Here is a 14,296-nt window from a genome sequence, read left to right on the forward strand (position 1 = left end):
AAAATATTAAATATAATCGGATATAATAGAGATATTGTTTATAGTAGTGCTGATGATAAAATAGAAACTAAAGATTTAGTATATAGCACAGAAAGTGGGAATTTAAATATAAATAGTAAGTTTATATATACAAGTAAAGAGTATAAAAGTACTGGTGAGAAACTTATTTATAATAAAAATACTCAAGAGGGATATATTATAAATGGACAAGTTGATAATTTAATCAAAAAACAATTTGTTTCAGGAGATAAGATTAATTTCAATAGAGAAACTGGAGATTACATTGTAAATGGAGATGCTTATTTTGAAGACGTTAAATATATATTTAAAAGTGAGACCTTAATTTATAAAGAACTAAATAGAAATATTATTTTACCAACAAACTTTGAATTAATTGGAAAAAAAGATAAAGATATTTTTAAAGGTATAAAAGGTGAGTACAATTTAAATAGTGAAATATTTAAGTCTTTTAATGAGTTTACTTATGAAGGTAGTGAAAATAAAATATCAGGGTTTAATTTAGAATTTAATCAAAAAACTGGAATAGGTGAAGTTGAAAAAAATATAGTTGCAATTAATAAAAAGGATGGAACTATATTAACTGGTGGATCTGGATCTTTTAAAGAGAACGATTACATTAAATTAAAAAATAATATAACGTTAAAATCAGATAAAATAAATGCTAAATCTAAATCAGGGGAATATAAATTAAAAGAAAATAAGATATACATACCTGGAGAAATTATATTTAACAATAAAGAAAAAAATATGAATGGTAAAATGTATAATGGTATTTATAATACTATTACAAAAATATTTATAGGTGAAAATTTTACAGGAAAAGATGTGGAGAATACTTTAAAAAGTGATATAATAAAATACCGTGTGTCTGATTCTGTAATGATATTGGAAAAAAATGCAAAGATAATAAATCCAACAGCAACATTAAGTGGAAACTTATTAGAGTACAATGAAAAAACAGATATAGTAAAATCTTTAGAGAAATTTAGCATAAAATATATTAACTATGATATTCTTGGAAATCAAGGAATATTGAATATGAAAACAGATATATTAGAAGCTGATAAAGTAAATATAAAATCAGATTCTGGAGAAGAGTTTAATGGAGATAAAGTAAAAGGAACTATAAAAAATATGAATCTTGATTTTATAGGGAATGTAAATGGTAAAATATATCAAGATGGAGTTCCAGTTGTATTTTCTGGTGATTTTGTAAGAGTTTATTTTGTAAAGGATAAATTTGGAAAAACAAAGGCTCAAAGAGTTGAGATTAAAAAGAATGCAATAATAAAAAAAGAAGGAATGGAAGTTTATTCTGACTATATTGAAATGCAAACAGATAAAAAGTTGATCTATGGAAAAGAAAATACAAAAATATTGATGAAAGATAAAAATGGAGTAGTCACTACAGTAACATCAAATATAATGAGTGGAGATTTAAATAGTGAAGTTTTAACTCTAGTTGGAAATGTAAAGATTGTTAGAAAGGATTCTAAAAATACAATTATAGCAACAGCTAATAAAGGTATATTGAAGAATAAAGAAAATGTAATTGAGTTAAGAGGAAATGTATTAGTGGACAATGGAGAATCTACAATAGAAGCAAAAGAAGTTGATTATAATACTAAAACAGATAAAGTAAAAGCTAGAGGAAATGTATTTGTAGACTATAAAAATAACAAAACTAATAAATAATAAGGAGAAACTATGAGAAGTATAGTAGCTCAAGGCTTATGCAAAAGCTATAAAAAAAGACAAGTTGTAAAAGAAGTTAGTTTAGAAGTAAAAAAAGGTGAAATAGTTGGACTTTTAGGACCGAATGGTGCTGGGAAAACAACGACTTTTTATATGATAACAGGTATAGTAAAGCCTGAAAGTGGAAAAGTATATATAAATGAGATGGATATTACAAGTGCACCTATGTATAAAAGAGCAAATATGGGAATTGGATATCTAGCTCAAGAGCCATCTATTTTTAGAAATTTATCTGTTGAGGATAATATTTTAGCAATACTTGAAATGAAAGGGATGCCAAAGGATGAACAGATACAAAAGATGACAGATCTACTAGAGGAGTTTAAGTTGACTCATGTTGCTAAATCAATGGGATATTCGTTATCTGGTGGAGAGAGAAGAAGGGTAGAGATTGCAAGAACAATTGCAAATGACCCAGATTTTATATTGTTAGATGAACCATTTGCTGGAGTAGATCCAATAGCAGTTGAAGATATTCAGCAGATTATAAGATATTTAAAAGAGAGAGGTCTAGGGATTTTAATAACAGACCACTCAGTGAGAGAAACCCTATCAATAACAGAAAAAGCTTATATCATGGCTAATGGAAAAGTATTAATAAGTGGGACTCCAGAAGAGATTGCATCAAATCCTTTAGCTAAAAAAGTATATCTAGGGGAAAACTTTAAATTAGATTAATTAAAATTTTAAAATATGTGGAGGAAATAAAAGAATGTTAACAGGAAACGAAATTAGAAGTAAATTTATAAAATTTTTTGAAGAAAAGAATCATAAGCATTTTGAAAGTGCATCACTAATTCCAGATGATCCAACTCTTTTATTAACAGTTGCAGGAATGGTACCTTTTAAACCTTATTTCTTAGGTCAAAAAGAAGCACCAACACCAAGAGTAACAACTTATCAAAAGTGTATAAGAACAAATGATCTTGAAAATGTTGGAAGAACAGCAAGACACCATACATTTTTTGAAATGTTAGGAAATTTCTCTTTTGGAGATTATTTTAGAGAAGAAGCAATAATTTGGTCTTGGGAGTTTATAACTGAAGTATTAAAGTTAGAAAAAGATAAATTATGGGTATCTGTATTTACAACAGATGATGAAGCAGAAAGAATTTGGATTGAAAAATGTAATTTTCCAAAAGAAAGAATTGTTAGAATGGGAGAATCTGAAAACTGGTGGGCAGCAGGACCTACAGGATCATGTGGACCATGTTCAGAGATACATGTTGATTTAGGAGTTGCTTATGGTGGAGATGAAAACTCTAAATTAGGTGATGAAGGAACAGATAATAGATTTATTGAAATATGGAATTTAGTATTTACTGAGTGGAATAAAATGGAAGATGGGTCATTACAACCATTACCTAAAAAAAATATAGATACTGGAGCTGGACTTGAGAGAATAGCTGCAATGGTACAAGGAAAGTCTAATAACTTTGAAACAGATTTGTTAATGCCAATTGTTGAAGAGGCAGGAAGATTAACAAACAAAAAATATGGTGTGTCTAAAGAGATAGATTTCTCATTAAAAGTAATAACAGACCATGCAAGAGCAATAACTTTCTTAATTAATGATGGAGTAATACCATCAAATGAGGGAAGAGGGTATATCTTAAGAAGAATTTTAAGAAGAGCAGTAAGACATGGAAGACTTCTTGGAAGAAAAGAGTTATTTATGTTTGAAATGGTAGATAAAATAGTTGAAATAATGGAAGGTGCTTATCCAGAATTAAGAGGAAATATAGAGCATATTAAAAAAGTAGTTAAAATAGAGGAAGAAAAATTCTCACATACTTTAGATCAAGGAATTCAATTAGTAACAAATGAAATAGAAGAAGCAAAGAAAAATGGTGAGAATAAACTATCAGGAGATGTAACGTTTAAATTATATGATACATATGGATTCCCTTATGAGTTAACTGAAGAAATTTGTGAAGAGAATGGTTTTGAACTTTCAAAAGATGAATTTTTAGAAAAAATGGAAGAGCAAAGAGAAAAAGCAAGATCATCTAGAACTGTAATTATGGAAAAGGGACAAGATAGTTTTATAGAGGAACTATATGATAAATATGGAAAGACTAATTTTGTAGGGTATGTAGATTTAATGACTCCAGGAACAGTTCAAAGTATTAGAGAATTAGGAGATAATAGATATGCAGTAACTTTTGATGTAACACCTTTTTATGCTGAAGCTGGAGGACAAGAAGCTGATTTTGGTATAATTGAAGGGGAAAAATTAGTAGCAAAAGTTATAGATGTCCAAAAACAAAAAGAGATATATACTCATATTATTGAAGTAGAAAGTGGTATAGAAGAACTTATTGTTGGAACTTTATTAAATTTAACTGTTGATCCAGTTAGAAGAGAAGAAGTAAGTAAAAATCATACAGCTACTCACTTATTACATCAAGCTTTAAAAGATGTTTTAGGAACTCACGTTCAACAAGCAGGATCATCTTGTGGTGCAGATAGATTAAGATTTGATTTTAATCACTATGAAGGATTAACATCAGAAGAGATTGAAAGAATAGAAAAAACAGTAAATGAAAGAATATTTATGGGAACTTGTGTAAGTACAGAGATTATGTCTATGGAAAAAGCAAAAGAAAAAGGAGCAACAGCTTTATTTGGAGATAAATATGGAAATGAAGTAAGAGTTGTTTCTGTTGGAGATTATTCAATGGAACTTTGTGGAGGAGCTCATATTGAGAATATATCTAAAATAGGATTATTTAAAATAGTTTCTGAAACAGGAATTGCAGCAGGAGTAAGAAGAATAGAAGCTCAAACAAGTTATAGAGCATATCTTGCAACTTTAGAAATGGAAAAGACTATGGATAAGGTAGCTAAAACATTAAAAACTGATACAAATAAATTAGAGGAAAGATCAGAGAAAATAGTTGAAGAAGTAAAAGATCTATCTAAAGAGTTAGAATTATTAAAAGCTAAACTAGCATCTTTTGAAGTAGATTCATTATTTAATGAAATTGAAGAGATCAATGGAGTGAAAGTATTAGTAAAAGCTTTTAAAGATAAAGAAGCAGATTCATTAAGAGAAATAGTTGATAAAGCAAAGGATAAATTAGGAAGTTGTATAATTGCTTTAGGTTCAGATAATGGGAAGGCTGTATTTGCTGTTGGAGTAACAAAGAATTTAATAGGAAAAGTAAAAGCAGGAGATCTTGTAAGAGAAGCTGCAAAAATAGCTGAAGGAAATGGTGGAGGAAGACCAGATTTCGCACAAGCTGGAGGAAAGAACGGAGCGAAAGTTCAAGATGCTTTAGCTTCATTAAAAGAGATTTTAGTAAATTCATTATAGGAGGAAGATAAAATGTTAAAAAGATATCTTTCTTTAGATGTAGGAGATGTAAGAATAGGAGTGGCGAAATCTGATTTAATGGGAATGGTTGCCGCTCCCTTAGAAGTAATAGATAGAAAAAAAATAAAAGCTGTAAAAAGAATTGCAGAATTATGTAGAGAAGAAAACACTAAATCAATAGTAATAGGAATACCGAAAAGTTTAGACGGTACAGAAAAACGCCAAGCAGAAAAAGTAAGAGAGTTTATGGCAAGATTGAACAAATCCATAGATGGATTAGAATTCTTTGAAGTAGACGAGAGACTATCAACAGTATCAGCTGATAGAATATTAAATGAAACAAGTTTAAAGGGTGCCAAAGAAAAAAGAAAAGTAGTAGATAAAGTAGCAGCAGCAATTATTTTACAAACTTTTCTAGACATGAAAAAATAATTTAGTGGAGGCTGGAATGAATTCAAAGGGAATTATAAAATTACTTTTAGTATTGGCAATACTAGTAGGTTCATGGTGGTTAGCTATTGTAAAACCGACGAAACTTGGACTTGATTTAAAAGGTGGAGTTTATGTAGTTTTAGAGGCTAAACCAGAAAAAGGAATGAAGTTAGATAATGATGCCATGTCTAGATTAATTGAAGTTCTAGATAGAAGAATTAATGGTTTAGGAGTAGCAGAATCAGTTGTTCAAAGAGCAGGAACAGATAGAGTAATTATTGAATTACCAGGAGTTACTAATTCAGAAGAAGCAGTAAAAATGATTGGTAAAACAGCATTACTTGAATTTAGACTAATGAACAAAGATGGAGAGTTAGGAGAACCTTTATTAACAGGAGGAGCTTTAAAAAAAGCTGAAGTTTCTTATGATAATTTAGGAAGACCACAAATTCAATTTGAAATGAATGTTGATGGAGCAAGAAAATTTGCAAAAATAACAAGAGAAAATGTTGGAAAGCAACTTGCGATAACACTTGATGGAGAGGTACAAACTGCTCCAATGATAAATGGTGAAATCCCAAGTGGGAATGGTGTTATTACAGGAAACTATACAGTTGATGAAGCTAAAAAAACAGCAACTCTTTTAAATGCAGGAGCACTTCCAGTAAAAGCTGAAATAGTTGAAACAAGAATTGTTGGAGCATCTTTAGGAGATGAATCAATAGCTCAAAGTAAAATAGCAGCAATTGTAGCAGTGGGATGGATAGCAGCATTTATGTTATTTATTTATAGACTTCCAGGATTCATAGCAGATTTAGCCCTTTTAAGTTTTGGACTTATTATGTTTGCAATGTTAAACTTTATTGATGCAACACTAACTTTACCAGGAATTGCAGGTATGATACTATCAGCAGGAATGGCAGTTGATGCCAATGTAATTATTTTTGAAAGAATAAAAGATGAATTAAGGTTAGGAAATAGTATAAGAGGAGCTATTCAATTAGGATTTAGTAAAGGAATATCTTCAATTGTTGACTCTAATGTGACTACACTTTTAACAGCTTTAGTATTATTTATGTTTGGAACAGGTACTATAAAAGGATTTGCAATAACATTAACTATAGGAACTGTGGCATCAATGATAACTGCAATACTTATAACAAAAGTATTACTGACAACAGCGGTGAATCTATTTAAAATAAAAAGAACTGAGTTCTTTGGTGTGAAAAGGGGGTAAGTATGAATATTCAAGTAATAAAACATAGTAAGATGTGGATTGGGTTATCACTAGCATCAATGCTTATCTTTTTGACAATAACTTTAACAAAGGGATTAAATTATGGAATTGATTTTACTGGTGGAAATTTATTTCAATTAAATTATTCTAATAAAATAACTTTACAAGAAGTAAATCAAGAGTTAAATGAATTATCAAAAATAATACCACAAGTAGCATCAACATCAAGAAAAGTTCAAGTATCTTCTGCAGATAATAATGTAATTATTAGAACTCCTGAAATATCAGAAGCAAATAAAGGAGTTTTATTAACTAATTTAAAAAAATTAGGAGATTATAAAATTGAAAGAGCAGAAAAAGTTGGAGCGAGTATTGGTGAAGACTTAAAGGATTCAGCAGTATATGCTCTTGTAATGGGTGGATTATTAATTGTTTTATATATAACAATTAGATATGAGTTTAAATTTGCAGTGGCAGGTATTTTAACACTTCTTCATGATGTAACAGCGGCAATTGGAGTGATTGCTCTTTTAGGTTATGAAGTGGATACACCATTTATTGCAGCGATTTTAACAATATTAGGATATTCTATAAATGATACGATTATAATTTATGATAGAATAAGAGAAAGTTTACGTAAACCTTCTGATATGACGTTTGGAGAGCTTTTAAATAAAAGTTTAAATCAAGTGTTAGTAAGATCTATCAATACATCAGTAACAACGTTACTTGCAATTGTTGCAATACTTGTATTTGGAGGAGCTAGTTTAAGAACATTTATAACAGCCCTTTTAGTAGGAGTAGGAGTAGGAACTTATTCATCAATATTTATATCTACACCATTAGTGTATTTATTTGAAAAGAAAAGGGATGAAAAATATATTCCTAAAAAAGATGAGCATGATAATCACTCAGATAAACAGGAAAAAATTGTAGTTTAAAAATAGAAGAGCCACCTTAAAAGGGTGGCTTAATCTACTTATAATTATATAACGGAGGAAGCATGAGAACTTGGGCTGAGATAGATCTAGATAATCTAGAGTATAATATAAAAAAAATAAAAGAGCTATCTCATGGGAAAGAGATAATGGCGATAATTAAAGCCGATGCCTATGGTATGGGAGCAGTTTCCATAGCAAAAGAATTATGTGATTTAAATGTAAATATTTTTGGCGTTTCCTCTTTAGAAGAAGGTATAGAATTAAGAAATCACAATATAAAAAAAGAGATATTAATTTTAGCAGGTTCTTTTAATGAAGAGCTTGAAATGGCAAAATGTTATAATTTACAAGTTACAATAACTGATATTTCTCAAATAAAATATATAATTGAACATAAAATTGAAATTTCAGTTCATATAAAAGTAGACACGGGAATGGGACGCGTGGGATTTACAATTGATGAAGCAAAAAATGCATTGAAAATTTGTAGAGATAATAACATAACTGTAGTGGGATTATACTCTCATTTATCTGTTTCTGATGAATCAGATTTAGATTCAATAGAATACACAAAAAACCAAATTAGTAAATTTAAAAAGTTAGAAGAGTTAGAAGATATAAAATATATCCATATCCTTAATAGTGGAGGGATTTTAAACTTTTCAAATATAGGCTACACAAACATGGTTAGAGCAGGAATTTTGATGTATGGAGTATACGGGGAAGGTTTAATTAATTCGTTAAAAAGAGTATTTACACTGAAAAGTAAAGTATTATTTTTAAAAGAGCTTAAAGAGGATATAGATATATCTTATGGAAGGGTAGGAAAAGGTTGTAAAGGCGACATTATAGCTACTGTGGCTGTAGGCTATGCAGATGGTTATAGAAGAGAGTTGTCCAATATAGGTACCCTAACAATACATGGACATAAATGTAAAATAGTAGGAAAAGTTTGTATGGATATGGTCATGGTGAAAGTTCCAAAAGAGATAGAAACAAAGGTACAAGTAGGAGATGAGGTAGTAGTTATGGGCGAAGATATATATGAAATATCCCAAATGATACATTCATCAGTATATGAGTTGTTTACAGGGTTAAGTAGAAGGGTAAGTAGAGTATACATAAAAAATGGGAAACCTCATATTGTTAATAATTTAATAGGCAAAATTTAAAGGAGAAAATAATGGCAAAAGTAATATTAGAAGTAGGGAAAGATAAAAAAATAAGGAATTTTTATCCAAATGTATTTAAGGATGAAATAAGAGAAGTTTTAGGAATGACAAAGAACGGAGATATAGTTGAAGTATGTACTTTAGATGGTGAAATGATTGGAAAGGGATATGTAGCTGAAAATACGAATGCCTTTGTAAGAATGTTAACAACTAAAGATATAGCTGTTGATAAGAAACTAATTTTAGAAAAAATAAAAATGGCATATGAAAAAAGAAAACATCTATTTAATGAAACTAATTGCGTTAGAGCATTTTATTCAGAAGCTGATGGAATTCCAGGATTAATTATAGATAAGTTTGATAAATATATATCTGTTCAATTTAGAAACTCAGGACTTGAAGTAGCTTTCAGACAAGATATTATTAATGCTATTAAAAAAGTTATGAAACCAAAAGGAATTTATGAAAGAAGTGATGTTGAAAACAGAACTCATGAAGGTGTTGAGCAGCAAACAGGGATAATATACGGAGAGATTCCAGAAAGAATAGTAATGGAAGATAATGGATTAAAATATTATATTGATATTATTGATGGACAAAAAACAGGATTCTTTTTAGATCAAAGAGATTCTAGAAAATTTATAAGAAGATATTTAAATGAAAACACAAGATTCTTAGATGTATTTTCAAGTAGTGGAGGTTTCTCAGTTGCAGCATTAAAAGAAGGATGTAAAAAAGTTGTAGCAATAGATAAAGAACCACATGCACTTGAATTATGTAAAGAAAATTATGAATTAAATGAATTTACAAATGAATTTGAAACAGCAGAAGGAGACGCTTTCTTAATGCTGAAAATTCTTGCAAATAGAGGAGAAAAGTTTGATGTAATAACTCTTGATCCACCTTCTTTAATCAAAAAGAAAATAGATCTTCACAGAGGAAGAGATATGTTCTTTAGCCTTTGTGATGAAAGTTTTAAATTAATTGAAGATGGAGGAATAGTTGGAGTAATTACATGTGCTTATCATATGGCATTACAGGATTTAATAGAAGTTACAAGAATGGCAGCATCTAAGAATGGAAAATTACTACAAGTAATTGGAGTAAATTATCAACCAGAAGACCATCCATGGATTCTTCATACACCAGAAACTCTTTATTTAAAAGCTCTTTGGGTAAGAGTAGTAAATAACTAACATTAGGAGGAAGAAATGTATTTAGACATAGTTATCGCTATTATTTTGATTTTTGCAATAATTGAAGGAATAAAAGATGGGTTTTTAATGCAATTTTTCTCAATATTTGGAGTTGTTATTGATTTTGTTGTAGCAAAGAAATTAACACCAATGGTCATTGATAAAATGGGATTAAACAATACTGATAATAACTATTTAATAACGTATATAAGTGTATTTATAGGGTCGTATATAGTTATCTCAATACTAATGTTTTTTATAGGAATAGTTTTAAGAGCTCAGAGTAAAGGGTTTATATCAAGAATATTAGGAGCAGGATTTGGATTAATAAAAGGATTATTAATTGCAGTAATAGTTTTATTTGTATTTAATTATGCTTCTCAAAGATATTCTAAATTAGAAAAATATAGTACAGGAAGTGAAGTAAATAAAGTTTTCTTAGAAAAATCATATTTAATTGAAGATTATATGCCAAAGGAATTAAAATCAAAATTAGGATATGTAAAAGGAAAAGAGATTGTAGAGAAATATTTTAATAAAATATTTTAGGAGAAGAGAATGAAAATAATTGAAAAATACATATTAGAAGATGTAAAGATGCCAATAATATTTGGCGTATCTTTATTTACTTTTATATTTTTAATAGAAATAATTGTATCTTTAATGGAAAATATAATAGTAAAAGGAATATCTTTATTAGATGTAGTAAGAATATTATCATTTTATCTACCCCCTATTTTGTCACAAACTATTCCCATGGGAGTGTTTTTAGGAGTTATGTTAACTTTTGCTAAGTTTACAAGAACAAGTGAAGCAACAGCAATGAGTTCTATGGGAATGGATTTAAAAGCAATATTAAAACCAATTGTAAAGTTAGCATTTTGCATAACTTTATTTATATTTTTTTTACAAGAGAGTATTATTCCAAGATCTTTTAAAAAATTAGAGGAATTAACAATAAAAATTGCTTATGAAAATCCAGTATTTCAACTAAAAGAAAGAATTTTAATTGATGAGGTTGATGATTATAGCTTATATGTAGATAAAATCGATAGAAAAACAAATGAAGCTAAAAATATTTTAATTTTTCAAAAAGAAAAAAAGGGTGGATTTCCAACAGTCCTTTTAGGAAAAGATTCTCATTGGAAAAATGTAAATATGGTTTTAGGAAACTCAACATTTTATACTTTTAATCCTGATGGTGGGGTTAAAGTTGAAGGAAAGTTTATTGAGAAAAAAATACCACTTAGTTCATATTTTCAAGAAATAAAAATTGAAGTAAAAGATATTGAAGCGATGAGTACTTATACATTGTTAAAAAAAATGCAAGGAAAAACGCCCAAAGAAAAGATCCCTTATTTAGTAGAGATTAATAGAAAGATAGCAGTACCTATTTCAACTATGGTTTTAGCAATTTTAGGAGTTTTACTTTCTATTGGACATCATAGAAGTGGAAAAGGTGCTAGTTTTGGAATAAGTTTAGGTGTGATTTTTACATATATTGTATGTTTAAATGTAGGAATGGTTATGGCGAATAAAGGGATAGTCTCTCCTTATACAGGAGTCTGGGTTCCAAACTTGATTTTAATTTTAGGAACAATGTGCTTATATAGAATAAAATCAGGTGGTGCTAGATGATGAAAAAATTAGATATTTATATATGTAAAAACTTCTTAAAATCAGTATTTATAAGTTTATTAGCTTTTATAAATATATTTTTATTGAGTCAATTATTTAAAATTATAAGATATGTTACAGATGGAAGAATGACAGTCCATCAATCTTTGATATATATAGTGTATTTATTACCTAAAATATTTATAGAAGTTATGCCACTAGCAGTTTTACTAGGTTCTTTAATGTGTGTAAATAGAATGGCTTCTAATCTTGAAATAATATCATTAAAAACAGCAGGAATTAGCTTTAGAAGAATAGTAAGATATCCGATAATTATATCATTTCTTTTTTCTGTAATTGTATTTCAAGTTATGGATTTTGTATTCCCATCAACACTGGCTAAAAGTAGAGCTTTGAGAGCAGGTAGGAAAATAGAGGAAAAAATGTTACCTATTGAAAAAAATAATGCTTTTTTAAGAACTGAAAATAATGTTGTATATTATATTCAAAATATTAATAGAGTGAAGAATGAAGCTAAGATGATAGAAATATTAGAACTTAATAAAAGTTTTGATAAAATAAAAACAATAACTACAGCAAAAAGTGGAAAATTTGATTTTAATAAAAATTTATGGATATTAAAAGATGCGGTAGTTAGTGATATTTCTACAGGTAAACAAAGAAAATATAGAGTTTATGAGGGAAAAGAGTTTAATAAAGGTCCTGAAAGATTTTTAACAATTCAAGGGGATCCAGAAGAACTTACAAATACACAGATAAAAAAATCAATAAGAGATATTAGAATAACTGGTGGAGATATAAAAGAATCTTTAGCAGTATTAGGAAAAAGATATTCGTTCCCATTTGCTAGTTTTATAGTTTCTTTTTTAGGATTGGCACTTGGAAGCAGATATGTTAGGGGAGCTTCAGCAATAAGTATAGCCTTAAGTATTGGGCTTGGATACGGATACTATATTGTTCAGGCATCTTTTGAGGCTCTTGGTGTAAATGGAATATTAAATCCATTTATAAGTGGCTGGATCCCAAATTTATTATTTTTAGCATTGGGAATTTATTTTATGAAGCGAGCAGAATATTAGGGAGGAAAATGAATATTACAGTAGAGAAATTAACAAATGGTATACCATTATTAATGGAAAATATTAAAAGTATAAATACAGCCAGTTTAGGAATATTTATAAAAACAGGTGGAAAAAATGAGTTGCTAGGAGAAGAAGGAATATCTCATTTTATAGAACACCTTCTTTTTAAAGGAACTGAAAAAAGAACATCGAAAGAACTTTCAGAAGAGATAGATAATCAAGGTGGAATGATAAACGCTTATACAAGTGCTGAAAAAACAGCCTATTATATTCAAATGACATCTAGTTCACTATCTGTTGGAATTGATATTTTAAATGATATGTTTTTAAATTCTACATTTACAGATGAAAATATTGAAAGAGAAAGAAATGTGATAATTGAAGAGATAAAAATGTATGAAGATATTCCAGAAGAGGTTGTTCATGAAGAAAATATAAGATTTGCTATAACAGGAGTTCAAGGAAGAAGTATTGCTGGAACTATAGAAGGTCTTAAAAAAATAACAAGAAAAGATATAATAAAGTATTTTAAAGATACATATACTCCAAAGAATATAGTTATTTCTGTAGCTGGAAATTTTGATTTTTCTGAAGTTTTAAATCAATTAAATGATGGAATTGGACAGTTAAAAGATGAAAGTACACCTAGAGATTTTAATGGAGAGATGTCAATAAATTCAGGTGAAAAAATAATAAATCAGGATACAAATCAAGTACATTTATGTTTTAATACAAAAGGAGTTTCAAATTTAGATGATAATAGAATTCCGGTTTCAGTTATATCAAATGTATTAGGTGGAAATATGAGCTCTAGATTATTTCAAGAGATTAGAGAAGAAAGAGGCTTAGCCTACTCTGTATATAGTTATTCATCTTCATTTGATGAGGGAGGACTATTTACAATATATGCAGGAACAACTCATGAAAATTACAAGGAAGTAATTGAAATTATAGAGTCAGAGTTAAAAGATATATATAGTAATGGAATAACAGAAAAAGAGTTACAAAAAGCAAAAAATCAATTTTTAAGTATGGTTACATTCGGGCTTGAAAGTAGTAAAGGAAAAATGAGTAGACTTGCAAACTCATACTTACTTTATGGTAAAATAAAGCCTATTAGTGATGTAATAAAAGAGATAGAAAAGGTAACATTAGAAGATATAAAAAAAGTTGCTAAAGATATATTTGATGAAAAATATTATTCAAAAACAATTTTAGGAAATATTTAAGAGAGAGGTAAAAAATGGAAAAAATAAGAGTAAAGTTAATTGCAGAAAATGGAGTGGATATTCCTAAATATATGACAGAAGGATCAGCTGGAATGGATGTGAAAGCAAATATAACTGAACCAATAGTTTTAAAGACTTTAGAAAGAGTATTAGTTCCTACAGGATTAAAAATGGAGATACCTTTAGGATATGAAGTTCAAGTAAGACCAAGAAGTGGTCTTGCATTAAAACACGGAATAACACTTGTAAACACACCAGGAACAATAGATTCTGA

General features: G+C 28.6%; 13 protein-coding genes. All 13 read left to right on the plus strand.

Annotation, left to right across the window (positions count from 1 at the left end; translation table 11 throughout):
* Nucleotides 1-1,716: LPS export ABC transporter periplasmic protein LptC (gene lptC, locus Q0V09_RS02830; protein WP_297487073.1), on the plus strand; the 1,716-nt coding region annotated here is incomplete at its 5' end.
* 12 nt (nt 1,717-1,728) lie between these two features.
* Entirely contained in the window at nt 1,729-2,454 is a 726-nt protein-coding gene (lptB, locus tag Q0V09_RS02835; protein WP_297406229.1) for an LPS export ABC transporter ATP-binding protein, read from the plus strand.
* A gap of 34 nt (nt 2,455-2,488) precedes the next feature.
* Complete coding sequence (gene alaS, locus Q0V09_RS02840) at nt 2,489-5,095, plus strand: alanine--tRNA ligase (protein ID WP_297406227.1); 2,607 nt, start codon at nt 2,489-2,491, stop codon at nt 5,093-5,095.
* 12 nt (nt 5,096-5,107) lie between these two features.
* Nucleotides 5,108-5,527 (plus strand): Holliday junction resolvase RuvX, encoded by a 420-nt coding sequence (ruvX, locus tag Q0V09_RS02845; protein WP_297406226.1) that lies wholly within the window; start codon nt 5,108-5,110, stop codon nt 5,525-5,527.
* Nucleotides 5,528-5,543: 16 nt separating this feature from the next.
* Nucleotides 5,544-6,764 (plus strand): protein translocase subunit SecD, encoded by a 1,221-nt coding sequence (secD, locus tag Q0V09_RS02850; RefSeq protein WP_297406224.1) that lies wholly within the window; start codon nt 5,544-5,546, stop codon nt 6,762-6,764.
* Nucleotides 6,765-6,766: 2 nt separating this feature from the next.
* Nucleotides 6,767-7,705 carry a protein translocase subunit SecF gene (gene secF, locus Q0V09_RS02855; protein WP_297406222.1) on the plus strand — a complete coding sequence of 313 codons (939 nt, stop codon included), beginning with the start codon at nt 6,767-6,769 and terminating at the stop codon, nt 7,703-7,705.
* Nucleotides 7,706-7,767: 62 nt separating this feature from the next.
* Nucleotides 7,768-8,877 (plus strand): alanine racemase, encoded by a 1,110-nt coding sequence (gene alr / locus Q0V09_RS02860; RefSeq protein ID WP_297487076.1) that lies wholly within the window; start codon nt 7,768-7,770, stop codon nt 8,875-8,877.
* A gap of 11 nt (nt 8,878-8,888) precedes the next feature.
* The gene (locus Q0V09_RS02865; protein WP_297405774.1) at nt 8,889-10,073 is read left to right on the plus strand and encodes a class I SAM-dependent rRNA methyltransferase; all 1,185 of its coding nucleotides are present in this window, start codon (nt 8,889-8,891) and stop codon (nt 10,071-10,073) included.
* A 15-nt stretch (nt 10,074-10,088) separates the two neighbouring features.
* Nucleotides 10,089-10,622 carry a CvpA family protein gene (locus Q0V09_RS02870; protein ID WP_297405773.1) on the plus strand — a complete coding sequence of 178 codons (534 nt, stop codon included), beginning with the start codon at nt 10,089-10,091 and terminating at the stop codon, nt 10,620-10,622.
* 9 nt (nt 10,623-10,631) lie between these two features.
* Nucleotides 10,632-11,711: an LptF/LptG family permease gene (locus Q0V09_RS02875; protein ID WP_297405772.1), complete on the plus strand. Its 1,080-nt coding sequence runs from the start codon at nt 10,632-10,634 to the stop codon at nt 11,709-11,711.
* On the plus strand, nt 11,711-12,790 hold the full coding sequence (locus Q0V09_RS02880; RefSeq protein ID WP_297487078.1) for an LptF/LptG family permease: 1,080 nt from the start codon (nt 11,711-11,713) through the stop codon (nt 12,788-12,790). Before Q0V09_RS02875 ends, Q0V09_RS02880 begins: the two co-directional genes overlap by 1 nt.
* 8 nt (nt 12,791-12,798) lie before the next feature.
* Nucleotides 12,799-14,022 carry a pitrilysin family protein gene (locus Q0V09_RS02885; protein ID WP_297405768.1) on the plus strand — a complete coding sequence of 408 codons (1,224 nt, stop codon included), beginning with the start codon at nt 12,799-12,801 and terminating at the stop codon, nt 14,020-14,022.
* Between the two features lie 14 nt (nt 14,023-14,036).
* Nucleotides 14,037-14,296, plus strand: a 260-nt coding sequence (gene dut, locus Q0V09_RS02890) for a dUTP diphosphatase (protein ID WP_297487080.1), incomplete at its 3' end; no start/stop codon positions are given.

Origin of the sequence: uncultured Cetobacterium sp., assembly GCF_947039425.1 — a bacterium.
Classification (GTDB): Bacteria; Fusobacteriota; Fusobacteriia; order Fusobacteriales; family Fusobacteriaceae; genus Cetobacterium_A.